Here is a 23,399-nt window from a genome sequence, read left to right as displayed (position 1 = left end):
TGACGCGACGGTCACAGGTCCGAGAGTCCGAACCAGCTTGTATCTAGCCGACGAGATTTACTCTCCAAACGGACATTCTTGTACCCGGGCGGATCAAGCCTCAAATCCCCAACATTGCAGACTCGGCCTCGAGATCTCTGGCTATGACTTTCAGCCACTGGTGCACGGCCTTGATCCTGTTCGATGCTTCATGCACTTTTCGATAGGTAAAATAGAAGTCTCGTGAGTCCAGCTTGAAGGACGGCCAGTGCGTAAGGGCCTTGAGAGCCCCGCTGGTAATCATCGGCGAAACCAAGGGAAACGGTGCAAGAATAACTCCCATGCCGGACCGGGCCATTTGAAGTGCTGTGAGCAGGCTGTCGCCGAGCAGTTCGGGTTCGATCGATGGGAGATCGGGATCGTTTGCCTGAAACCATGCACGCCAACTGTCTGGCATAGTGCTGAATTCGATCAGGGGCAATTTACAGAGGTCCTTGACCGTGCTGATAGGCCCAAATCTCTCAAGTAACTCCGGCGCGGCGCAGGGCGCCGCGCGGGAGCGAAGAAGCCGATGGAATGTCAGGCCTGGCACCGGTGGCGTTCCCAGTTGCACCGCGGCATCGATATCGTCCTTTGCGAAGTCGACGGTCGTGTTGCGTGCTTCCAGTCTGAGGTCGAGGTTGGACGACGCCTTGCGGAAGCGTTCCAGGTTGGGCAACGCGGCCAGCATTGCAAATGTCGGAGTCACGCTGACGCGTACAACACGATCGTGCTTTCGGATACCCAAGATGTCGCTTGCGCGAAATAATTCGTTGAACGCGTTTAGCACGGAGGCGGCGTAGACTGCACCGCTTTCAGTCAGGGCGATGTTGCGTCCCTTGCGCTCGACCAGTTGTACACCGAAGTGCGCCTCTAGCGCCCGAATCTGATGACTGATAGCGGACGGCGTCAGATTGAGGCTCTCGGCGGCAAGCTTGACGCTGCCAAATCTCGCGATCGCTTCGAAGGCGCGCAGACTCGTGAGAGGTGGAAGAGCCGGGCTAGACATTTTCTGGCTTGAGCCTGCTTCAACAATCAGCAACCGAATTCAATTGTGCTTTGGATGGCCATCCGTCAGCGTCATGGACAAATCGATGGAGCCGAATTGTAGGGCTGGCAAGTGGGAAAAGCCAGCGAAGGTCGGTTGGCCCTCCAATTCCGCATCGCGAAACGTACAAGAGAAAAAGGGAGAATGCGATGAACGCGCCCTCAAAACAGGCTCAGCAGGCGCATGCGGCGGAGAAGATGACGCAGGGGCTGCCTCAACCGCCGGTCTTTTCAACATTGGCCGAAGAACGGCAGCATCGCAAAGAGCGCCTCGCAGCCGGCTTCCGGTTGTTCGCCAAGTTCGGGTTCGATGAAGGCGTCGCTGGTCACATCACCGCGCGCGATCCGGAGTTCACCGACACATTCTGGGTAAATGGCTTTGGCATGAGCTTTGGCCTGATCAAGGCGTCTGATCTTATTCGAGTCAACCACAAGGGCGAAGTTGTCGAAGGCAATCATCCGGTCAATGCGGCTGCTTTCGCGATTCACGCGAGCGTTCATGCTGCCCGTCCCGATTCTGTCGGCGCGGCGCATTCGCACTCCACGTACGGCCGGGCCTTCTCGACACTGGGTCGAAAGTTGGGGTCGATCACGCAAGACGCCTGCGCCTTTTACAACGACCACGCTCTGTACGAGGATTACGGCGGAGTCGCCGTCGAGTTGGATGAGGGGCAGCAAATCGCCCGGGCGTTGGGGCCTCACAAGGCGGCAATTCTGCAGAACCATGGACTTCTGACGGTCGGCCAGACGGTTGATGAAGCAGTGTGGTGGTTCATCACGATGGAGCGGTCGTGCCAAGTGCAGTTGCTCGCTGAGGCGGCGGCTGCGCGAACAGGGCAATCTCTCAAGGTAATCCCCGAAGAGTCTGCGCAACAGGCATTCAACATCCTCGGTGCGCCGAGGACAGGCTGGTTTCAATTCCAGACCCTTTATTCGAAGATCGTTAAGGAACAGCCGGATTTGCTCAACTGACGTACGGCCAACAATAACCGCTCTCGGGGAAACGCATGAACATCCAGGCCTCACCCGGCCATGTCAATCGCCGTGCAATGGCTGCCGAGGAACGGCTGGTTCGAGAGGATCTCGCCGCGCTGTACCATGTCTTCTTTGATCTAGGCTGGTGCGAGCACATCTACAATCATATCACGGCGCGGATACCGGGTCCTGACAGGCACTTTCTGATCAATTCGTTCGGGCTGGCGTACAACGAGGTCACAGCCTCCAATCTGATCAAGATTGATCTTGATGGAAACAAGGTTGTGGACGTTCCGGGTCGCGTCAACGCGGCTGGCTTCACGATCCATTCTTCGGTTCATGCCGCGCGCGATGACGCTCATTTCATCGCGCACACGCACACGACGGCCGGTGTGGCTGTTGCTTGCACGGAGGAGGGGCTGTCGCATCACAGCTTCTACGGCGCGATGCTTTATGAGCAAATCGCGTATCACGACTTCGAGGGCATTTCGACGGACCTTGGTGAGCGCGAGCGCCTCGTAAATTCGCTCGGCAACAAGAACTACATGATCCTGAGACATCATGGTCTTCTGACATGCGGGAGGACTGCCGCGGAGGCACTGTTCCGCATGACGATCCTGCAACGCGCGTGCGAAGTGCAACTCGCAGCTGCAACGTTCGGCAAAAACCGGCGGCCTTTGTCGGAAGAGGTTCTGCGTCGGACGACGCGCCAGATGCAGGGCGAGGTTGCAAAGGGCTTCGACGAAAAAACCTCTTTTGGGCAGGATTCGTTCAAAGCCTATCGTCGCGCACTTGATGGAAAGGGATCGCGCTACAGGGACTAAGCTTGATCGGCGGCGGCTTGTTGGCTGCAGCCGACGTCTCGCAATTGAGAGGTTAGAAGGAGATGAATCTTGCGGATATTGGTAATCGGCGCCGGAGCGTTGGGCGGATACTTTGGCGCGAGGCTTGTGGCGGCGGGGCGTGATGTCACGTTCCTCGTGCGGCCCGCCCGTGCAGAAGCGCTCGAGAAAAATGGGCTTGTCGTCAGGAGCCAGGCCGGCGATCTCCATCTGCCAACACCGCCGACCGTGACTTCCGAACGGCTGAAAGGCCACTACGATCTGATATTGTTGAGCTGCAAGGCCTATGATCTCGACAGCGCCATTCAATCGTTCGCGCCCGCGGTCGGAGACAACACGGTCATCATTCCCTTTTTGAATGGTCTGCGGCATATCGACGTGCTGAACGCCCGCTTCGGGGAGGAGAAGGTGTTTGGCGGCCAATGCGCCATTTCGGCCACGCTGTCTGCCAATGGTGAGATTCTTCATCTCGTCGATTTGCATACGCTGGGGTTTGGCGAACAAAACGGGGCGCGATCGAAACGCCGCGATGAGATCATCGCTGCATTGTCAGGCGCCAATTTTATTGCCGAGCCCAGCGGCAACATCCTGCAGGACATGTGGGAGAAATGGGTATTCATCGCCACTGCCGCGGGTTCGACCTGTCTGATGCGCGCCTCGATCGGGGATATCGTCGCCGCTGGCGCATCCGGCCTTGTGATGAATTTTCTTGACGAGTGCAACGGGATCGCGGCCGGAGCAGGGTTTGAGCCACGTCCGGTCTTTATGGAACGCACGCGGTCCATCTTCACAACGCCGGGCTCACCGCTGATGGCGTCCATGCTGCGCGACATCGAGAAAGGATCGCCGACAGAAGGCGACCATGTTCTGGGCGACCTGTTGCGTCGGGCGAAAGCAGGAGAAACTCCTGTCCTTCTCAAGGCAGCCTATGCGCATGTGAAATCTCATGAGGCGCGTCGCGCCAGAGAAGCCGGCAAGTAGGAACGGAGCTGGAAGGCCGGGATCAAGCTCGCGCGTTCTCGCACTCGCCTCGGACCCGACGGGAATGAAGCCCGGATCTCGGCCGTTTTCGGGGAGGTTCAGCGCGTGGGCCTCATTATTCTTGCCGCTCGCGCTGCGCCGATCGCAATGGATAGGAGTACGGAGGGCACATTGAGTCATTACGGCGACTACCAGACAGAAATCTATATTGGCGGCCTCAGCGGAAAGCTGCCGAAACTTCCGACCGACTTCCGCGAATTGGAAGCGCGGGCGCACGCTGCGATGTCGCCGAGGCTCGTGTCTTACGTAGCCGGTGGCTGCGGCAACGAGCATACGCAAAACCTCAACGTGTCTGCATTTGAGCGCTGGGGTTTGATCCCGCGCATGTTTGTCGGCGCCGCCAAGCGGGACCTGTCGATCGAGCTTTTCGGGATGCGGCTTCCAACTCCGCTCTTCATGAGCCCCATCGGCGTCATCGCATTATGCGCCCAGGATTTTCGCGGCGACATCGCGACCGCAAGGGCCGCGCAAAAGATCGGTGTCCCGATGATCGCTTCGACGTTCAGCAACGATCCGCTTGAACAAGTGGCTGCCGAGTTTGGCGAAACGCCAGGCTTCTTTCAGTTGTATACGCCCACCGATCGGGACGTTGCCGAGAGCCTGCTTCGCCGGGCTGAGGCTGCGGGATTTAAGGCCATCGTGGTGACTTTGGATACATGGATCACCGGATGGCGCCCACGGGATCTTAACTTGGCCAATTTTCCTCAGCTGCATGGGCACGTTCTCAACAATTATTTTTCGGATCCGGTGTTTCGCAAAAAGCTGCAAAGGCCGCCCGAGGAAGATTTTCAGGCGGCGGTCACGCAATGGGGGAAGATCTTCGGAAATCCTTTGACCTGGGACGATCTTCCCTGGTTGCGCTCGCTGACCACGCTTCCGCTCGTTCTCAAGGGCATTTGCCATCCTGATGACGCGCGGCGCGCCATCGATGGCGGCGTCGACGCCATCTACTGTTCAAATCATGGGGGCCGTCAGGCAAACGGCGGCATTGCGGCGATCGACTTTCTGCCTGGCATTGTCAAAGCGTCAGGCAACACGCCGGTTCTGTTCGACTCCGGGATACGATCGGGGACAGACGTCATCAAGGCTTTGGCGCTCGGCGCGACGGCTGTTGGGATTGGCCGGCCGTATGCCTATGGCCTCGCACTGGACGGCGTCGAGGGTATCGTTCACGTGCTGCGATGCATTCTGGCTGAAGCGGACTTGCTGATGGCCGTCGACGGGTATGCCAGCCTGGCCGATCTTCATCCAACCTCGCTGATGGCGGTTGGTTGAACAAACCGGCTGTCTCGGACCACTTGCGACGAACCAAGAGACTTGCGCGAAATTAGCGGCCGACCTGCCGATGCTGCGCACTGAAAGCATCTGAGCGATGCCTTCAGTGCGGCCTGGACGACGCGCGGAAGAATTCGAAGTCCTTCCCGCACGCCAGACCCGTTTGCCCCACCGAGCGCATTCGCTGTTTCGGTGAGGCTAAGCGGCCATTCGCAGCAGATCTACGATATCAGCTTCGCTTTTGAAAGGCCGCGGATTGGTTTGGATGAAGCGATGATTAATTGCAATCTTGCTGATTTTGCCAAACTTATCTTCGCCGATACCGACATCGGCAAGACGGGCAGGTAATCCAAGGCTCTTGGTGAATTCCGCAAAGGCGTCTCCGGCCTCCATACCCGGCCCGCCAAGAGCAGCCGCTAAGCGCTTCTGCGCGTCCTCAGTGAATGGCTTATTGTATCGAAGCAGGCTCGGCATGATGACAGGGGTGCAATAATAGTGAGGAACGTCGAAAGTCCCTCCGAGCACATGGCCAATGCCGTGACTTGCTCCCATCGGGACGCGTGCCTGGAGGCCAAAGGACGCAAGCCATGAGCCATGTTGAGATAGTCGCCGCGCCTCCAGATCATCAGGTTGCTGCAAGGTCCGGAGCATTCCCTCACGCAGGATGCGGATACCCGCCAAGACGACCTCGTCGGCTAGCGGTGTGCCGGCGGGCGAGCACAACGCTTCGATACCGTGATCCATCGAGCGCGTTCCCGATCCCATCCAAAGGCTCGAAGGCGTATGCAGGGTGAGGGCAGGGTCGAGAATAATCGACACTGGCGACATTTGGGGGTGGAAGAATATCTGCTTCAACTTATGGCGCTCATCGGTGACGAGCGCTGCTGCATTGTATTCGCCACCATTCAGCGTCGATGGGACCGCGATCTGTCGGACTGCTGGCGAACGAAACGGAGAGAAGTTTACGCCCGGGCCCATCGGGAATGGATCGAAACCCGCTTCATCGCGGATATCATGTTCCATCGCCATTATGACTATTTTTGCGAGATCGATGGCAGAACCTCCACCGACAGCCACGATCAGATCAGCTTTTGCGTCTTTAGCTTGACGGGCAACCGCGGCAGCTTGCTTGCGCGTCGTGTGCTGTGCAATTCCGTCAAAGGTCGCCACATGTTTGTCGCCGAGCGTACGCCGAACCTTCTCGATCTCATCGGTCTTGGTGTTCAAGGTTCGACTGGCGAGAAGGAAGACGCGCTTTGCATTCAGCCGCTCTGCCTCATCGTTCAGAGCTTCAGACGCAGCTTTGCCATAGATGACACGATCAATTGCTGGAAAGCTGTGTACACCAGTCATGCGCATTTTTGTTCCTCCCGTACCTCGAAAAGCAAGTGACTATATTATTAATAGTAACATGGTGCAACAAAGGACTTGGAGCGATATGATCTCTCGCCCGTTCTGTCGGACCGTATAAGGCGTCACTCACGGTCAAAGCGGTGGCCGAAAGCCGAGAAATCGCCTGATTGGGGTGGTCAGTTGTTCGACATACAGAAAGTGACCGGCACGTACAGGGCCGATTTGATCGCCGGAAGCACTTCGCCACTGACCAGCACCGCCTGGGCACGGAAATAGTCGTCAGCCGTCAGCAGCGTACGGCGGCCGGTACGATCCGGCGTAGATCGCACCGAGAAAAGCAACCGGCCAATCCCTGCCATCCTGCATTGGTATCAGCACATGCTCTCCGCGTTTAAACCCAAGAACTGGCTGTGACGCTGCGATCGAAAGGCTCCTTATGGGCCAGGTGATGCCGCGGGATAGGCTGCTTTCGTCACTCAAATCCGGTCCGTGAGACCTAAGCGCGTCCCCGTCGGACGCATGGCTCTCGATCCGGCACAGGCAGGACAAAGGAGAAGCGGGCACCTCCCGAGGGACTGACGTTTTCCGCCAGGATGTAACCGCCATGCGCCTCGACTATGGAGCGGCAAATCGGAAGTCCCATGCCCATGCCATGCTGCTTGGTCGTGAAGAAACTGTCGAACAAGCGCGCAAAGTTGTCGGAATTGATACCGGGCCCGCTGTCCTCGACGACGCAGGCAAGCCTCCCATTGTCCGCGAGCCTAGTTCGAATTGTAATATTGCGTTGGGAAGCGCCCGATTGGACCATGGCTTGCATCGCATTGACCGTTAGGTTGACGATCACCTGTTGAAGTTGTGTCCGGTCCGCAAGAACTAACGGCAAGTCAGTAGACGGTTCGTGCACTACGGTGGCGGCATGCGATTGCAGTTCGTGTTGAATGAAAAGAAGCGCCTCCCGAATTACCTCATCGAGCGATACCAAATTGCGCTCAGGTGCACGGTGCGCGGCCATGGAACGGATCCGGGCGATCACATCAGCGGCCCGCCGAGCATCCGCGACAATCTGTTTCGTAAGCTTGCGCACCTCGTTAATTTCGGGTTCGGCCCGTGCGAGCCACCGCAGACCTGCCTCTCCGTTAATGGCAATGGCCGTAAGCGGCTGGTTCACTTCATGAGCGATGGAGGCCGTAAGTTCGCCCAGCATCGAGACGCGAGCCGCATGCGCGAAATCGCTCTGCACACGCTGCAGCATCTCCTGCGCTCGATTGCGCTCCGTAATATCGATAACGGCGACCATGCTCGTCCATCCGCTGAGGTCAGGCGGATAGGCGATCGTGAAGAGTGCATCGAAGATACCGCCATCGATCCGGCGCATCTTGCATTCAGTCCAGTAATGAGGTTTCCGCGCGATGCCGCTCAGCATCGCTTCGGCGAACGCGTTAGTGCTTTCGTCGGGCCAAAAAGGTTTGAGATTCCCAAGTAACTCTTCCTTGTTACCTCGACCGAAAAGGGTCACCGTTTGATCATTAACGTCTACCACACGTGCCGCCCCCATCATCTCGCGTATTTCCTCGGGATTCTCAGTGAAGTACTTTCGGAAATCCACGACGCCGGATTTGCGCAGCGCTCGCAGTCTCTGATTTACGTCCGAGAAATCCAGCTCCCAAAAAGAAGCGGCCATGGCTTGGAAGAGGTTCCGATAGCGAGCTTCACTAAGCCGCAATTCCGGTTCGACGTTCGTCGCTTTGGCTTCCCGCCCAGTCTCCACGATGTAGATAGGTTTGCTCGTCAGATCGTATTGCACCGACAGCCGAACGTGCACTAGCATTTGGTTGCCTTGCGCCGATTTCCGCTTGACCTGTCCTTCCCAATGGCCAGTCGCAAGACAACTGGCTTCAACGTCGGCATCCGATATGGGATACACGGTACGGAGGATAGCGTCTGCCAACTGGCCGACCGCCGCCTCACGAGAGTAACCGTACAGCGTCTCCGAGGCCTTGTTCCATGCCTTTATGCGACCATCAAAGTCGCGGACAAAGACCGCCTCCCCGACAAGGTCCAAGATTTCGAAAGACTCAGACGTCATTTCAACACACCGAGGTCGTTTCGGGGTCTAACGCTTTCACGACGGCCCGTCCAAGGACCGGACCAAATAATCTATCAGTGCGCTTTTAGCTTCCCATGAGTCATCAGCAGGATGACTTGCTGCTCACGCGCCGAAAGCTTTGCGAACCGGCTACGAAGATCTACAAAGTCGCCTTCAGAAGACCGCCGCTGACGGTCACGTTGGACGGCTGTAGCAATCGCATGAATGTCCTGTCGCGGAACGGCTTGAGCAAGAAATCTATAGCGCCTTGCTTCATTGCTCTTACCGACCCGTTATCAGAACGATCGGAAGGTGATTGCCAAGACCGGCAAGCTTCTCTTGAAAATCGAGCCCGCTCATCCCAGCAACCGCACATCGAGCACATGCATCCAGGTAAATCGGAAGATCGTGCTTCGAAGAGCTCTTGCACCGAACCGTAAGAGCGTGTCTGCAGCCCAACGGACAGGCAATCAAGCAAGTTCTTACGGAACTGTCGTCATCGACGGTCCTGCGGCATCTTTAATTTGTCGGCGCACCGACGGCCATTTGTAGCATGCCAGCGGCGTTTAATATATTCGAATTCGCCGCCCGAGACTGGCCACAGGCGAACGGTCCTTTCGCCCTGCGGTGCACCAACACTGTGCGCCGCATATAGGTGCGTGGTTCCGCGCGCAAATATCTATACGCGTCCTGCCGACGCAGCCTACTTCGTCCGGCGATGACCTTCTACGATCAGTGTTGGTCGAGCCCGCCGGCTGGCGCTGGGCTCTTCGGGAAGCAAGAGGGGAAACGCGTCGCCCGGTCTGCCCGAACTCGGCGCGGAAAGGGTTCAGCTGCGCTCGCGACGGAAGCGCGAGGTGCCATCCTGCCCGAGGAGTCGCTCAAGTCCTTTGACGCGAGTTCGGGCTTCAGCAAGGAGGGGCGGCTGGTGTTGCCGATACGACTGAAATTGTCCAAGTTAGCTTACAGACCACACTGCGGCCTCCTCCCGCCGGCCATCTCTGAGGCAGCCGTAGGGTGTCTCGACCTGCGGCGGTGGCACTTGCACGAAATCATGCGACGGGCTGTAGAAGCCCGATTGCCGCCGATCCGAAAGTCGATGCCAGTCGCGCGGAATAGGGCTTCGAGCTGTGGTTCAATCAAGCCGGGCGGCGGTGACAGAGCGACTGTGGTGACGTCTTCGGCAGGCCATCGCATTGATCGGCATTGAAAGTCAGGATGTCGTTGATGTCGACCTCAACCCGGCAGACCTGCCTGCTTCCGCAAACTCTTGTCGAAAGCGGATTCGGGCACGAACCGGCGCAGCATTCGGACCTGGCGCGCCAGTTTTCCAGCGGGGTAGCGTCTATTCGGCACAGCAGCACTTGCCGCTCTCAAGACTGTCTCCGCCACAATTTCCGGGGCATCGCCGTCTTCCACGCTCTTCAGCATAAACTGTACGGTCTGTGTGCGCACCGAATCGTAGATCGAAAGCGGCTGATCGGGATTCGCCTTGTTCTTTTCGAATGCCGTGTTGGTATAGCCGGGCTCAACCAGCGCGACTCGAATGCCCAACGTGCGCAGTTCGTGATCGAGCGATTCAGAATAGCCTTCGATAGCATGTTTGGTCGATGAATAGATGGCATTGTAGGGCGACGGGATCAGACCCAGGATGGAGCTCATATTGATGATCCGGCCCTTCGCTTGACGTCGCATTGTCGGCAGCACCGCGTTCGTCACGCGCATAACGCCAAAGACGTTCACGTTGAACAATGCTTGAGCCTGGGCGATCGAGGACTCCTCCCCGCCACCGATCAGCCCAACACCGGCATTGTTGACAAGCAGGTCGATGCGACCGGCCTCTGCCAGCACATCTTCGACCAATTTCGCGACGGAAGCGTCATCGGTCACGTCACAAGTCAGCATTGTAATGCCATCGAGTCTTGCGGCGGGCGCGCCATGATTGGTTCCGAATACGCGATAGCCTGCGTTCTGCAGAACGTTAGCTGTTGCATATCCGATACCGGAGGATGCCCCCGTCACAAGAGCTACGGCAGGATTGGTCTTGCTCATAGAAATCACCTCGTTCTTTGTGCTGTTAACTACTGCGTGTGTCCGCGGTCATCATCCGAAGATTGTTTAGAGAACGTGACGTTCAATCCAACTTCGTGGGATATACGCCGGACCAGGCAAAACGTCGCCCCATCGATGGCCTCGATCATCGCCAAGTCGTCGTCGTAGATGTCGAAGCCGAAAACCTGCATGTTCTGGAAGCTGCTCGGTGTGTTGAAGATGGTTCATAGACATATCTCCTTGGATACAACGGCGACGCCGATCGGACCAACGAACTCCAGCCAAGGAAAGCTGCTTTTGACCCTAAGCTCCCTGCCATTCTGTTTGCCAATCACGCAGCGCCACGCCAGTCGGCGGGATGCTGCTGCTTCATCCATTCGCCGAGCTGCGGGGCACCAATCAGGCAGCACTCCACCGAGAGGTCGGTGAAGTCCGAGGGGGTGACGATCTGCTCGTGGCAATTTGCCGGAGAGGAGACTGCAAAGTACGAGAATGATCTTGATCAAGACAGGAGAAATTCGTCGCTACGATAGGTATTGGCGCCGCTGACCGTATGACTCACCGGTGTATTATTTCGCTTCTCGCTGACTGGATCGGTTGGCGGGAAGATGCTGTCGTAAATCGCGCGCGCCTCGCGAATGAGACGGTCTCGCTCGCGCTCAGACTTTGGCACAAATCGAATAACTTCGCCCATATTTGCTCCAGACAACCTAAGAGCCCGAATCCGCAGTTAGCGAACCGCTCCGCCACGATATGATAACCATCATTCGATCGTGATCTGGTATCTCTGCACGAACTTTGAAGCTCTGCAGGCGGTAACGAAGAATAAATAGTTCGTGACAGTCGCCTTCGCTGAATTGGCGACGTTCTTTGTTAGAGTGAGATGACTTTGCTTACAGATGGACGCGGTCATTCGCCGAGCCAGCCGGCGTCGTTCGGGATTGTATCCGAAGACCTTCGACTTCGCGCTCAAGCTTTGAGACACGATCTTCGAGCCTGAAGACGTATTCGCCGCGCGGATCGTCCATGCCCAGGGCCTCGGCCGAATAATTCAAGCTCTCCCGGAAGCGCTTGGGCATAGTCACGCACTCCTATGGTTGATCATTGCGGTCATTCCGTCGCCAATATCACACGAGCCAGTTCCGACGGATTCTCGACAGCCGAGAAGTGGCCGGTATTCTTGAGCATCACCAATTGCGCGACAGGAATCAGCGACCGTGTGCGTTCGCGCTCATTTGGCCGAGACCAATCGCTATCGCCGTAGATGAGCGTGACCGGCGCCGAGATCTGCCGATAGTAATCGCGGGCCTTGCTCCAGGATTGCCAGCCTGCCAGCACTTTGCGTGCGATCCGCTTGTATCCCGGGCGGCGGGCCACTTCATTGAACTCAGCGAGCAGATCGGCCGGCAGTTTGCGGGGATTGTGATATCCGCCGGCCATAATCTTGCCGAGGACCATCTTGTTTTCGAGGGATGCATTCATCGCGCCGAGCAGCGGGATCTGCAAACTTCCGATGATAAAATTCGCAAACCAGTTGCCGCGTCGAATGCCGTCTCCGTAGCGGGTCTCGTAGTCGTAGGGGTTGATCGCATATACCCGCTTCACCCGCTGCGGAAGCGACGCCGCCACGGTGAGGGCCAATGCGCCGCCGATCGACTCGCCAACAAGCGTCACCGCCGAGAGGTCTAGCTCCTCGATAAAGCGAATGACGGCCCGCCTGAAATAGGGTTCGTCGAAGGTTGCGGTTGGATCTATTGGTGAGTGCCCGTGGCCGGGAAGGTCAATGGCGTACACCGTGTGCGAACTGGCGAGGAGGGGCGCCAGACTGCGGAAATATTCGAGCTGCGTCCGGATGGTATGGATCAGAAGCAGGGGAGGCCCGCTGCCGATCTTCTGAAAACGTACGCTTAACGTATCCGATAGCTTGAGCAGACTTGGTTTGACTTCAGTCGCGCTACGCATTCGATCTCTCTCTGCTTTGAAGACGAAGATCTTTCAAGCGGCAGCGGCTTCGCGAACCTGCTCAACTGCCGCATCCAGAAGTGCTTGAGCCAGATCAGGGTCGTTGACGACGCGCGATAATGTCACCGCGCCGACCATCGTCGCGAGAATGGCCATGGCCTTGCCACTGGACGCCTCGCCACCGGCCTCTGCAATGAAGCGGCCGAGCACTTCGAGATGTGCCTTTATTCCCTCTTCGAATGCCGCCTTTACGCCGGATCCCTGTCTGGCGGCATCCGCGCCGAGCGCCACGATCGGGCAGCCGTCCATCTTTTCTTCGCGATGGTCGCCGCTGAGGTAAAACGCGATCACCGCGCCGAGCGGATCATCAGGATTTTTCGCTGCCGCATCCGACCATCGGCCGGAAGCGCCCTCCAACGCGCGCCTGGACGCCTCCATCGCCAAATCCTCTTTTGAGGTGAACTGCTTGTAGAAGGCGCCTTGTGTTAGCCCGGCCGCCTTCATCAGATCCTTGAGCCCGATGCCATCAAAGCCGCGCTCCCTGAAAAGGCGACTTGCCACATCAATCACGGTTTGGCGGTTCTCCGCGGCTTGAATGCGACTGACACGCATGGTGCACCTCCATTTAGATTTCGATCGAAAGTTATATCTCAGATAGAGTTCGAGTGCAATCTATCAATAGCATGGCTGGATTCAGCGTCACAGAGGGGCAAAAAGGCCGATTTTCGGGGATCACATTCTCGTCAGAGCTCAAATTTAGATTGCGATCGACATCTAATTTGATTATAGAGTTCGAACGAAATCTAAATTGCACGGAGAGATGGCGATGAGAAAGAGCAGACTTGTGGTCTTGGCTGGAGTCCTGATCGCTGCATCCGGAGCGGCCGTTTTCGCTACTCTCGCTATTCCCCCCGGAGCTTCCGCAGCGCGTGACCCGAGGCAGGAACCGCCGGTTGTCAAATTGGTGACGGCCGCACGGGTGACCGGATCCGAACGCGGTTTCACGGGCACCATAGGGGCCAGGGTGGAGAGCAATCTCGGTTTTCGCGTTGCCGGTAAGATCGTTGAACGGCTCGTGAACGTCGGTGAGCAGGTCAAAGCCGGGCAGCCGCTGATGCGGATCGACGAAACCGACCTCCGCCTTGCGCTTACGGCGAAGCGCAATGCCGTTGCCGCCGCACGCGCAACCGTCGTTCAGACGGATGCGGATGAGCGGCGATACGCCAATCTGGTCAACGACGGATGGACGTCCCATCAACGCTACGAACAGGCGAAGGCCGCGTCGGATACTGCCAAAGCGCAGCTCGCCGCGGCCGAAGCGGAAGCAGGGGTTGCCGAGAACCAGGCGACTTACTCTGTTCTGGTGGCGGATGCGGACGGAACGGTCATGCAAACGCTTGGCGAACCCGGACAAGTCGTCTCCGCCGGCCAGATGGTCGTTCGGCTTGCACAGTCTGGCCCCCGCGAAGCCGTGGTCGCGCTTCCCGAAACGGTCCGGCCGGCGATTGGCTCGCTCGCTGAGGCGAGCCTGTATGGAAGCGATGGACGCCGCTTTATCGCGCATCTTCGCCAGTTGTCGGATTCTGCCGATGCCCAGACCCGCACCTACGAGGCTCGCTACGTGCTCGACGGCGAGGCCGCGGCGGCGCCGCTTGGTGCGACGGTCACCATTCGACTTGCAAGCCAACAGAGCCAGCCGGAACTGCAGGTGCCGCTTGGAGCCGTGCTCGATGACGGCAGGACGACCGGCGTCTGGGTATTCGACAGCGGCAACTCGGTCGTACGCTTTCATCCCGTCAAGCTTCTTCGTGTGACCAGCGAAAATGCCGTGATCTCCGGACTGAGTTCTGGTGTCTCCATTGTTTCGCTCGGCGCTCATCTTCTGCAGGATGGCGCCCGCGTCAGGACTGCCTCTGAAACCAGGAGCAACTGATGAGCTTCAATCTTTCCGCGGTCGCCGTTCGCGAGCGGGCCGTAACCCTGTTCTTCATCATTCTGCTGGCGGCCGCAGGCGCCTACGCCTTTCTTATGCTCGGACGCGCCGAGGACCCGTCCTTCACCATCAAGACGCTGACGGTCACAACGGTATGGCCGGGTGCGACGGCGCGCGAGATGCAGGACCAGGTCGCCGAACCGTTGGAGAAGCGGATTCAGGAATTGACCTGGTACGACCGGGTGGAAACGACCACACGGCCAGGTTATGCGTACATGACGGTTACGCTGAAGGACAGCACACCGCCATCGAGCGTGCAGGAGGAGTTTTATCAGGCCCGCAAGAAGCTCGGGGATGAAGCCCGCAAGCTGCCGACGGGCGTGCTCGGCCCCTTCGTCAACGACGAATATTCCGACGTGAGCTTCGCCCTCTATGCCCTCAAGGCGAAGGGCATGCCGATGCGGGAACTCGCCAGGCAAGCCGAGACCATTCGTCAGGATCTCCTGCACGTGCCCGGCGTCAAGAAGATCAACATCCTCGGTGAGCGTCCCGAGCAGATATTCATCGAGTTTTCCTATGCCAAACTGGCAACCCTCGGCGTGTCGGCGCAGGATATTGTTGCCGCCTTGCAGCGGCAGAACACGGTCACACCGGCAGGCTCGATCGACACCAAGGGGCCGCAGGTCTTTATCCGGGTCGATGGCGCTTATGACAGCGTCCAGGCAATCGCCGACACGCCGATCGTCGCTGCGGGACGGACGCTGAAACTCTCCGACATCGCCGAAGTCCGCCGCGGCTACGAGGATCCTCCCACCTACCTTATCCGACACCAGGGTGAGCCCTCCATCATGCTCGCGGCGGTTATGCAAGAGGGCTGGGATGGCCTCGCGCTCGGCAAGGCGCTGGAGGAGAGGTCCGCCGCTATTGCTCGGACGCTGCCACTCGGGATGAGTCTGGCCAAGGTCAGCGATCAGGCCGTCAACATCACCTCGGCGGTTGACGAATTCATGATGAAGTTTGCGATGGCGCTCGGCGTGGTGCTGCTGGTGAGCCTGCTCAGCCTCGGCTGGCGCGTCGGCATCGTCGTGGCGGCTGCCGTCCCTCTGACGCTTGCCGTCGTGTTCCTCATCATGCTGGAAACCGGCCGGTTCTTCGACCGCATCACGCTCGGCGCCCTCATCCTGGCGCTTGGTCTTCTCGTGGACGACGCCATCATCGCCATCGAGGTGATGGTGGTGAAAATGGAAGAGGGCATGGACCGCATCAAGGCGGCGGCCTACGCGTGGAGCCACACTGCGGCGCCAATGCTGTCGGGCACGCTCGTGACGGTCGCCGGGTTCCTGCCGGTGGGCTTCGCGCGCTCGACGGCCGGCGAATACGCTGGCAACATCTTCTGGGTCGTGGGGTTCGCCCTCATCGTATCCTGGATCGTCGCGGTGGTCTTCACGCCCTATCTTGGCGTCAAGATGCTGCCCGCGATCAAGCCGATTGAAGGCGGTCACCACGCGATTTACGGCACACCGAACTATCGGCGCCTGCGAGGGCTGATCACCTTCGCCGTGCGCCACAAGTTCCTGACCTGCAGCATCGTCGCCGTCGCCTTCGCGCTTTCGGTCGTCGGCATGGGGGGCGTCAAACAGCAGTTCTTCCCGACGTCCGACCGCCCGGAAGTGCTGGTGGAGGTTCGCCTGCCGGAAGGCACCAGCATCGAGACGACGACGGCCACAGTCGAGAAGCTCGAAGGCTGGCTGGGTCACCAGTCGGAGGCCAAGATCGTCACGAGCTATGTCGGTCAGGGCGCGCCGCGGTTCTTCTTCGCGATGGCGCCGGAGTTGCCCGATCCGGCCTTCGCCAAGATCGTCGTGCTTACACCGGACGCGGAGGCGCGCGAAGCGTTGAAGCAGCGACTCCGACAGGCGGTGTCAAAGGGCCTTGCACCTGAAGCCAATGTGCGCGTCACCCAGTTGGTGTTCGGACCTTATACGCCTTTTCCCGTGGAGTTTCGCGTCATGGGTCCTGACCCGGCGCAATTGTACGCAATTTCTCAAAAGGTCCTTGGCGTCATGCGTGGCGTTCCCGATGTGCGGCAGGCGAATCGCGATTGGGGCGATCGCACACCTGTGCTCCGCTTCATCCCGGATCAGGATCGACTGAACCTTATCGGCCTTTCGCCGGCCGAAGTGGGGCGGCAACTCCAGTTCCTGCTCACGGGCATCACGGTGACGCAGGTCCGCGAGGACATCCGCAATGTCCCTATCGTGGCGCGCAGCGCCGGCGGCGAGCGACTCGATCCGGCGCGCTTGGCGGATTTCTCGTTGATGAGCAGGGACGGCCGCCCGATTCCGCTCGACCAGGTCGGCCATTCGGAAGTCCGATTTGAAGAGCCGATTATGAAGCGCCGCGATCGCACGCCCGTCGTCACGATCCGCTCGGACATCAACGAGGCGACCCAACCTCCGGAGGTTTCCAAGGAGATCAAGACGGCCCTGCAGCCGCTGATCGCATCCCTTCCGGCCGGTTATCGTATCGAACTGGGCGGATCGATCGAAGAGGCAACCAAGGCCAACGACGCGTTGGCGACGATCTTTCCCGCCATGATTGCTGCCATGCTGATCGTCATCATGCTGCAGGTGCGATCCTTCTCGACGATGGCCATGGTCGTGCTGACGGGACCACTTGGCCTCGTCGGCGTCGTGCCGATGTTGCTGACCTTTCACCAGCCCTTCGGATTCAACGCGATTCTGGGCCTGATTGGACTGGCGGGCATCCTGATGCGCAACACGCTGATCCTGACCGAACAAATCAAGGAGAACCTTGCTGCCGGCCTTGATGACTATCACGCCGTCATCGAGGCCACGGTGCAACGCACGAGGCCGGTAATCCTGACCGCGCTTGCCGCCGTGCTGGCCTTCATCCCTCTCACGCATTCCGTCTTCTGGGGATCGATGGCCTATACGCTGATCGGCGGCACCGCGGTCGGCACGGTGCTGATCCTGCTGTTCCTTCCTGCGCTCTATGCCGCGTGGTTTCGGATCAAGCCGACGACAGATGAGATCCATGAGGATTCGAAGGAGCAGTCGGAACTGCGAACAGCAATGGCTGCAGAGTAGGACATCGTTCGACATCCATTTCAGTTTCGCGCGCAGCTACGCACGACGCCCGCGCGCCAAGTTATGAAACGCAGAGGCAAAGATGAGCGGATTAAGGCGACTTTGGACCAGGATTGCGCGGATCGCTGAAGTTCTGGAGGGCGTGGACGACCCGACCGGCGACTACTTGTTTTCTCTCGGAAAGCGCGTCGATGAGCTTGAGCGTGACCTAAAGCTCCTCAAAGGGCAATTGCAATCGCGCCCCAGTCTCAGCGAGATACGGCAGTAAGTGACAGCTAAAACCGGTGTTGGCATTGCGGGTGTCGAGCAGGCTCCGAACAAATCGCAGTCACCAGCACGCCAGATGATCAGTCCCGGGCGAGACCGCCATATTCAATTCGTCAGTTCTGGAGACATCCATGAATCGTTCGGTCCGAACGGGAACCGATCCCGACAAGGCGCGCGCGCGCATCCTGGAGGTGGCGGAGGAGCACTTTCGCCGTATCGGTTACCATAAGACTTCGGTAGCTGACATTGCCTACGAACTCGGAATGAGCCCGGCGAATGTCTACCGTTTCTTTCCCTCCAGGGACGCGATCAACGAGTCCATCTGCGGGCGGGTCGCCAACGAGGTTGCCGACATCGCCTTTGCGATCGCACGCACGAACGCGCCGGCCATGGAGAAACTCGACGCGCTTCTGACCGCCCTTCACCGCCACATCAGGATGACGCTGCTCAAGGAAAAGCACATGCACGACCTGATTGTCGCCGCCATGCAGGAGAACTGGGCGATCATCAGGGCCCACAACGAGCGGATGGTGACGATCTTCGAGGCGATCATATGCGAGGGCACCGAAGCAGGCGAGTTTGAAGTCGAAGATGCCGCTGAAGCCGCGCGAGCGGTCAAGCGCGCGTTCATGTCGTTCTTCCATCCGATTCTGATCGAGCACAGCGTTCGACACGGCGAAGATACCGAAGCAGACCTGCGCAGCCAGATACGCTTCATCCGGAAGGCTCTCAGCAGGTCTCGGGAGGCGGATGCTCTGCCACATTCGCAAAACGACATCCCATGAAAATCGGAATCATCTGCGCTTGCAACATCGGCACCACTTCTGGGTGTGACCGCTTGCCGCCAGTGGCCGTGAGCTCAAGCTCGCCACTTCGAAGGAGCCGGACACCATCCGCGATCTCGCCCGCGACGTAGGAGCTACCGCCGTCTCAAAGCAGGATGCCGTGCAGGGTGTTGAGGTGATCGTTGTTTCGATTCCGTTCGCGAAATATCCCGATCTCGCCAACCTCTATGACGAGTGTTTTGCCGAAACCGCAGAGTATGCTCAGATGGAGCCGGCGGCTGCGACCTCCGGCGATCCTGTGGGTGCAATCGCTACCCTACCAATTTGTCACGCGAATTTGACGCTCTTGTTTAGGGGCAGTTCGCGCACACGCTTTCCGGTGAGAGCAAAGATGGCGTTCGCGAGCGCCGGTGCCGCAGGCGGAACGGGGGGTTCGCCAATTCCCCGCACCTCGCTGCCAAGCTGCAATCCCTTGACGATGATTTCCGGTGCCTGATGGAATCTCATTCCCTCGAACTCGTGATAATTGGTCTGGACCGGCGTGAAGTTGTCGTAGGTCAGCTCACAATTCATCGCGTGGCCCAAGCCCCAGATAATGCCTCCCTGGATTTGCGCCTCGAAATTGATTGGGTCGAGAACGCGCCCTACGTTGCAAACGGCATATACTCTGTCGATCCTGATGCCTTGCGGCGTATCGCTCACTTCAACGACTTCTGCCATCGGCACACCAAATGATAATGTCAGGGCAACCCCGCGAGCTCGCCTATCGTCTATGCGGCGTCCCTTCCAGCCGGAGATATCCCGCAGAGCTTCCAGGACAGCCTTCGAGGCGTCATGATTGCAGAGGCGAATGAGTTCCGACATCGGATCCGCGTCGGCGGCATGGATCAATTCGTCCAAGAAGGACGCATGATGGAAGCCATTGCCGGAGGCTCCAACCGATCGCCAGGGGCTGACGGGCACCATTTCCTTCGCGCGGTAACCCGTCACCCGGTAGTTCGGTATTGCGAAGGGTTGGTCCCAAACACCATTGACACTTGTAGTATCGGGACCCGGAGGAACGGGCGCCTGCAGACGGTTAAACCAGGAGGCGCCCATTGATTGGCCGGCGATATCGATGCTCATGCTCTCGACGTTGCCATCGCGAACCGTTCCCTTTGCGCGCGAGAGCTGGATCGGGCGCGGATAGTCGTGCGCCATGTTCTCTTCTCGGCTCCACGTCATTTTGACCGGAACGCCTTCCATCGCAATCGCAAGCTCGATGGCCTGCAACGCATAGGTGTCGTCGAGTCGCGCTCCGAAGCTGCCGCCGATTGGCTGAGCGTGCACATGAACCTTGTCTTCCGGCAGTTGGGCCAGCTTCGCAGCATGCATCTGGAGGAATAGCGGGATCTGCGTTCCCGTCCAGATGTCGAGCCGTTCCTTCGTATAGAGTACAACCGCATTCATGGGCTCGAGCGGTGCGTGAGCCAGATATGGCGTTCGATACTCCGCCTCAATCGGTTTGGATGCGCCGGCCAATGCCTTCTCGACGTCTCCGTCGTTGCGAAGTCGGCTGTCCTGCAGGTCTTTGGAGAACGAATTCTCCAATACCTTCCACATTCTGGCCGAGTTGGCCGGATAGGGAGGATCGTTCCATTCGATCTTGATCGCGGCCGCGGCCTGAAGGGCTCTCCACGTGTTATCGGCGATGACGCCCACACCGTCTTTGACCGGGACGATCTTCTTTACGCCCCTCATCTTTTCCGCGGTAGAGGCATCATATCGTTTGATCGTGCCTCCCATGCCGGGATTGGCACGCACGGTGGCGTACAGCATCCGGTCCAAACGAACATCAATGCCATACCGCTGTGTACCGGTAGACTTCGCGACGATATCGATCCTTCGCATGCTCTTGCCGATGTAACGCCACTCCTGTTCCGGTCGGAGCGTGACATCGGTAATGGGCTCGAGCTGCGCTGCCTCGACGGCTAGTTCCGCGTAAGTAACGGACTTGCCATCGGGCAGGATGACCATGCCGTCTTGAGTTTTCAGTAGCGATCGGGACACTCCCGATCTCCTGGCGGCCGCCTCCTTCAAAGTCTCGCGCGCAACGGCCCCCGCCATGCGGAGTTTATGAAAACCGTCGGGTACGGTGGAGGATCCGCCTGTTATCTGCATGCCTAGCAGGCGGCTTAATACTTCGCCACCACCACGCGCACCCCGTGCCAGGAAACCATCATCGATTGTCGAAAAGGGCAGGCTGTCGTCCATGATCCGGCTGTTGAAGTATGCCGGACTGGGCGGACCAGGGTCGATGCGAACCTTATGCGGATCCACATCGAGCTCTTCGGCAATCAGATGAGCCTGGATGGAATAGGCGCCCTGGCCTTTGTCGGCTCGCGGAGTAATAAGCGTAACGCCCTTCGCGTCAACCCGGACGTAGGGCGTGATCGCGGCTTCACCCGGCTGCAGGCCTTTGAGCAACGGATTGAGCGGTTCCTTGCGCAAGTTGTAATAGCCGAACGCGACGCCGCCGGCGATCGCAGCGGATCCGATCAGAAACGTGCGTCGTGCAATTTTTCCAAGCCGAGCCACGCTATTTCCCCTTCATCATCAGGGCTGCAGTTTTGACGGCGCTGCGGATGCGAGGATAAGTTCCGCATCTGCAAAGATTTCCGCTCATGGCGTCGGCAATATCGGTCTCAGACGGATCGGGGATTTTCGACAGGAAGGCTGCTGCAGTCATCATTTGGCCGGACTGACAATAGCCGCACTGCGCAACTTGGTGCTCGATCCAAGCCTGCTGAACCAGATGTGGGTTTGCCGGCGTTCCGAGACCCTCGATCGTCGTGACGCTGCCGCGAACCTCGCCGGCGCTGATCGAGCAGGAACGAACCGCGGCACCGTCGACATGCACGGTGCACGCACCGCAAAGCCCGGCCCCGCAGCCATACTTCGGTCCCGTGATGCCGAGTTCATCCCGAAGCACCCAAAGAAGAGGCATTTCCGGTTCGATGTCCAAATCGTGTCGCTTGCCGTTGACAGTCAATCGCATCGCGAATGCTCCAGCAGTTGGGAAAATGACGGTTGGCGCCGGTCTGGTCTTCAGGAGTTCCCAACCTATTGGCGGAGTTGAGGTCCCGCTTACAACGCGCGGTCATTCCCTATGAGTCGTCCCAAGTCTATTACCAGAGTTGACTAGTTTTTTACAAGTGACTAAGTTTTGTTTATGAAATGTGGGTCCGATCGACATCGGAGCCGGTCTGGACCTGCTGACGAAGGAGTTGGTGCGTGGCCGATTTAGCGAGTCATCCAACCGTTGTATCGCATCGAGCTGGGACAATAGCGTCCCCGCCACATACATTGGATGCCGATCGGCTCAGGTCATTGTGTTTGGAAGCGGGGGCAGACGACGTAGGCTTCGTCGAAGTCGATCGCGAAGATCTCGCCGTGCACCGCGCAGATATTATCGGCGTGTTCCCCCGCACAAAATCTCTCATCAGTATTGTGTGCCGGATGAATCGCGAGAATATCCGAACTCCAATGCGGTCCATCGCAAACGTCGAGTTTCACCACGTCGTTGACAAGACAGACGGCGTGGTTCGAGAGATCGTAAGCAAGCTGGAGGCCCTCGGCGTTCGAGCGATCAATGCGGCTGCAGTTGGCTTTCCCATGGAGATGGACCGGTTCGGTGCAGGCAAGCAATGGCTCGTGTCGCACAAGCCCATCGCCGAAGCGGCTGGCCTTGGTCGGATGGGCATTCATCGCAACGTCATCCATCCAAGGTTCGGCAACTTTGTTCTTCTCGGGACCGTTTTGCTGGATGCGGAGGTCAGTGCTTACTCGCGACCGCTTGATTACAGCCCTTGTCTGGAATGCAAGCTGTGCGTTTCCGCCTGTCCCACCGGTGCGATCGCCCCGGACGGGCATTTTGATTTCGCGGCCTGCTACACCCACAACTATCGCGAATTCTCAGGCGGGTTCATCGATTGGGTGAATGGAATCACCGACAGTTCGGATTCGCGCGCCTACCGGGACAGGTTCACGCCGGCAGAAACGGCCTCAATGTGGCAAAGCCTTTCCTTTGGTGCGAACTACAAAGCCGCTTACTGCATGGCGGTGTGTCCTGCAGGCGAAGATGTGATCGGTCCCTATCTCGCCGACCGAAAGCAATACATGGAGGAGATAGCTAAGCCGCTGACCGACAAGGTCGAGACCGTCTACGTCGTCGCCGGATCGGACCCTGAAGCCTACGTGCCCCGTCGCTTCCCGCACAAGCCGATCAAGCGTGTCCGCAACGGACTTTCGAATATACGTTCGATTCTTGTTTTTCTGAGATCGCTCGCGTTGGTCTTTCAGCGGGGACGTTCTGTCGGCCTTAATGCGAGATTTCATTTCACATTCGTCGGCCGCGAACCCGCGGAAGTGACCGTCGAAATCAGAAACAAGACGATAAGAGTCACCAACGGTCGTCAGGGGGCGGCGGATTTCGCCATGACAGCCGATAGTGACGCTTGGCTGAGCTTTCTGCGCAAGGAAGTGAAGTTGCCCTGGCTGCTGCTGCGCAGAAAGCTTCGCTTCCGCGGTTCACCGAGGCTCCTGCAGGCCTTCGGTCGATGTTTTCCGTCTTGATTTCTTCGAATGTAGGCGGACCGCAGGTGGCCTGCCCCA

The 23,399-nt window shown here is 58.5% G+C and carries 18 protein-coding genes and 2 pseudogenes; 9 read left to right on the top strand and 11 right to left on the bottom strand.

Annotated features, from left to right (window positions below):
* Window positions 1-100 precede the first annotated feature (100 nt).
* On the bottom strand, window positions 101-1,060 hold the full coding sequence (locus V1293_RS14340) for a LysR substrate-binding domain-containing protein (RefSeq protein WP_334510526.1): 960 nt from the start codon (window positions 1,058-1,060) through the stop codon (window positions 101-103).
* Window positions 1,061-1,215: 155 nt separating this feature from the next.
* On the opposite strand from V1293_RS14340, the gene V1293_RS14335 reads away from it, so the two are divergent.
* The 4 genes from V1293_RS14335 to V1293_RS14320 all read left to right on the top strand — a co-directional run bounded on the left by V1293_RS14335 (window position 1,216) and on the right by V1293_RS14320 (window position 5,198).
* The gene (locus tag V1293_RS14335; RefSeq protein ID WP_334510524.1) at window positions 1,216-2,037 is read left to right on the top strand and encodes a class II aldolase/adducin family protein; all 822 of its coding nucleotides are present in this window, start codon (window positions 1,216-1,218) and stop codon (window positions 2,035-2,037) included.
* A 35-nt stretch (window positions 2,038-2,072) separates the two neighbouring features.
* A complete protein-coding gene (locus V1293_RS14330; protein ID WP_334510522.1) occupies window positions 2,073-2,864 on the top strand; it encodes a class II aldolase/adducin family protein in 792 nt (263 codons plus the stop codon).
* A 69-nt stretch (window positions 2,865-2,933) separates the two neighbouring features.
* On the top strand, window positions 2,934-3,863 hold the full coding sequence (gene panE, locus V1293_RS14325) for a 2-dehydropantoate 2-reductase (RefSeq protein ID WP_334510520.1): 930 nt from the start codon (window positions 2,934-2,936) through the stop codon (window positions 3,861-3,863).
* 105 nt (window positions 3,864-3,968) lie between these two features.
* On the top strand, window positions 3,969-5,198 hold the full coding sequence (locus tag V1293_RS14320; RefSeq protein ID WP_334510518.1) for a lactate 2-monooxygenase: 1,230 nt from the start codon (window positions 3,969-3,971) through the stop codon (window positions 5,196-5,198).
* 198 nt (window positions 5,199-5,396) lie between these two features.
* Here the strand turns inward: V1293_RS14320 and V1293_RS14315 are convergent, their stop codons facing one another.
* The 8 genes and pseudogenes from V1293_RS14315 to V1293_RS14275 all read right to left on the bottom strand — a co-directional run bounded on the left by V1293_RS14315 (window position 5,397) and on the right by V1293_RS14275 (window position 13,263).
* Window positions 5,397-6,557: an iron-containing alcohol dehydrogenase gene (locus tag V1293_RS14315; RefSeq protein ID WP_334510516.1), complete on the bottom strand. Its 1,161-nt coding sequence runs from the start codon at window positions 6,555-6,557 to the stop codon at window positions 5,397-5,399.
* Between the two features lie 170 nt (window positions 6,558-6,727).
* The gene (locus V1293_RS14310; RefSeq protein WP_334510514.1) at window positions 6,728-6,910 is read right to left on the bottom strand and encodes a hypothetical protein; all 183 of its coding nucleotides are present in this window, start codon (window positions 6,908-6,910) and stop codon (window positions 6,728-6,730) included.
* A 137-nt stretch (window positions 6,911-7,047) separates the two neighbouring features.
* Entirely contained in the window at window positions 7,048-8,637 is a 1,590-nt protein-coding gene (locus V1293_RS14305; protein WP_334510511.1) for a sensor histidine kinase, read from the bottom strand.
* Window positions 8,638-9,664: 1,027 nt separating this feature from the next.
* Window positions 9,665-9,848: pseudogene (locus V1293_RS14300) on the bottom strand (zincin-like metallopeptidase domain-containing protein); the annotation flags it as partial.
* A 25-nt stretch (window positions 9,849-9,873) separates the two neighbouring features.
* On the bottom strand, window positions 9,874-10,689 hold the full coding sequence (locus tag V1293_RS14295) for an oxidoreductase (protein WP_334510509.1): 816 nt from the start codon (window positions 10,687-10,689) through the stop codon (window positions 9,874-9,876).
* A 502-nt stretch (window positions 10,690-11,191) separates the two neighbouring features.
* Complete coding sequence (locus tag V1293_RS14285) at window positions 11,192-11,383, bottom strand: hypothetical protein (RefSeq protein WP_334510506.1); 192 nt, start codon at window positions 11,381-11,383, stop codon at window positions 11,192-11,194.
* Window positions 11,384-11,799: 416 nt separating this feature from the next.
* Complete coding sequence (locus V1293_RS14280) at window positions 11,800-12,651, bottom strand: alpha/beta fold hydrolase (protein ID WP_334510504.1); 852 nt, start codon at window positions 12,649-12,651, stop codon at window positions 11,800-11,802.
* Window positions 12,652-12,684: 33 nt separating this feature from the next.
* The gene (locus V1293_RS14275) at window positions 12,685-13,263 is read right to left on the bottom strand and encodes a TetR family transcriptional regulator (protein WP_334510502.1); all 579 of its coding nucleotides are present in this window, start codon (window positions 13,261-13,263) and stop codon (window positions 12,685-12,687) included.
* Window positions 13,264-13,477: 214 nt separating this feature from the next.
* On the opposite strand from V1293_RS14275, the gene V1293_RS14270 reads away from it, so the two are divergent.
* From V1293_RS14270 to V1293_RS14255, 4 genes and pseudogenes are all read left to right on the top strand, one after another.
* The gene (locus V1293_RS14270; protein WP_334516721.1) at window positions 13,478-14,584 is read left to right on the top strand and encodes an efflux RND transporter periplasmic adaptor subunit; all 1,107 of its coding nucleotides are present in this window, start codon (window positions 13,478-13,480) and stop codon (window positions 14,582-14,584) included.
* Window positions 14,584-17,694 (top strand): efflux RND transporter permease subunit, encoded by a 3,111-nt coding sequence (locus tag V1293_RS14265; protein WP_334510499.1) that lies wholly within the window; start codon window positions 14,584-14,586, stop codon window positions 17,692-17,694. The genes V1293_RS14270 and V1293_RS14265 overlap by 1 nt, the downstream gene beginning before the upstream one ends.
* A gap of 398 nt (window positions 17,695-18,092) precedes the next feature.
* Window positions 18,093-18,746: a TetR/AcrR family transcriptional regulator gene (locus V1293_RS14260; RefSeq protein ID WP_334510497.1), complete on the top strand. Its 654-nt coding sequence runs from the start codon at window positions 18,093-18,095 to the stop codon at window positions 18,744-18,746.
* A 106-nt stretch (window positions 18,747-18,852) separates the two neighbouring features.
* Window positions 18,853-18,915, top strand: a pseudogene (locus V1293_RS14255) (hypothetical protein); the annotation flags it as partial.
* A gap of 158 nt (window positions 18,916-19,073) precedes the next feature.
* Here the strand turns inward: V1293_RS14255 and V1293_RS14250 are convergent.
* Window positions 19,074-21,323: a xanthine dehydrogenase family protein molybdopterin-binding subunit gene (locus tag V1293_RS14250; protein WP_334510495.1), complete on the bottom strand. Its 2,250-nt coding sequence runs from the start codon at window positions 21,321-21,323 to the stop codon at window positions 19,074-19,076.
* Between the two features lies 1 nt (window position 21,324).
* Window positions 21,325-21,783: a (2Fe-2S)-binding protein gene (locus V1293_RS14245; RefSeq protein WP_334510493.1), complete on the bottom strand. Its 459-nt coding sequence runs from the start codon at window positions 21,781-21,783 to the stop codon at window positions 21,325-21,327.
* A gap of 236 nt (window positions 21,784-22,019) precedes the next feature.
* Here V1293_RS14245 and V1293_RS14240 point away from each other — a divergent pair, with 236 nt between their 5' ends.
* Window positions 22,020-23,360, top strand: a complete 1,341-nt coding sequence (locus V1293_RS14240; protein WP_334510491.1) for an SCP2 sterol-binding domain-containing protein — start codon at window positions 22,020-22,022, stop codon at window positions 23,358-23,360.
* The last annotated feature ends 39 nt before the right edge of the window (window positions 23,361-23,399 follow it).

The organism is Bradyrhizobium sp. AZCC 1693, assembly GCF_036924745.1.
Classification (GTDB): Bacteria; Pseudomonadota; Alphaproteobacteria; order Rhizobiales; family Xanthobacteraceae; genus Bradyrhizobium.
Note: the sequence above shows the minus strand (reverse complement) of the source record. Positions and strands in the feature narration are given on the sequence as shown.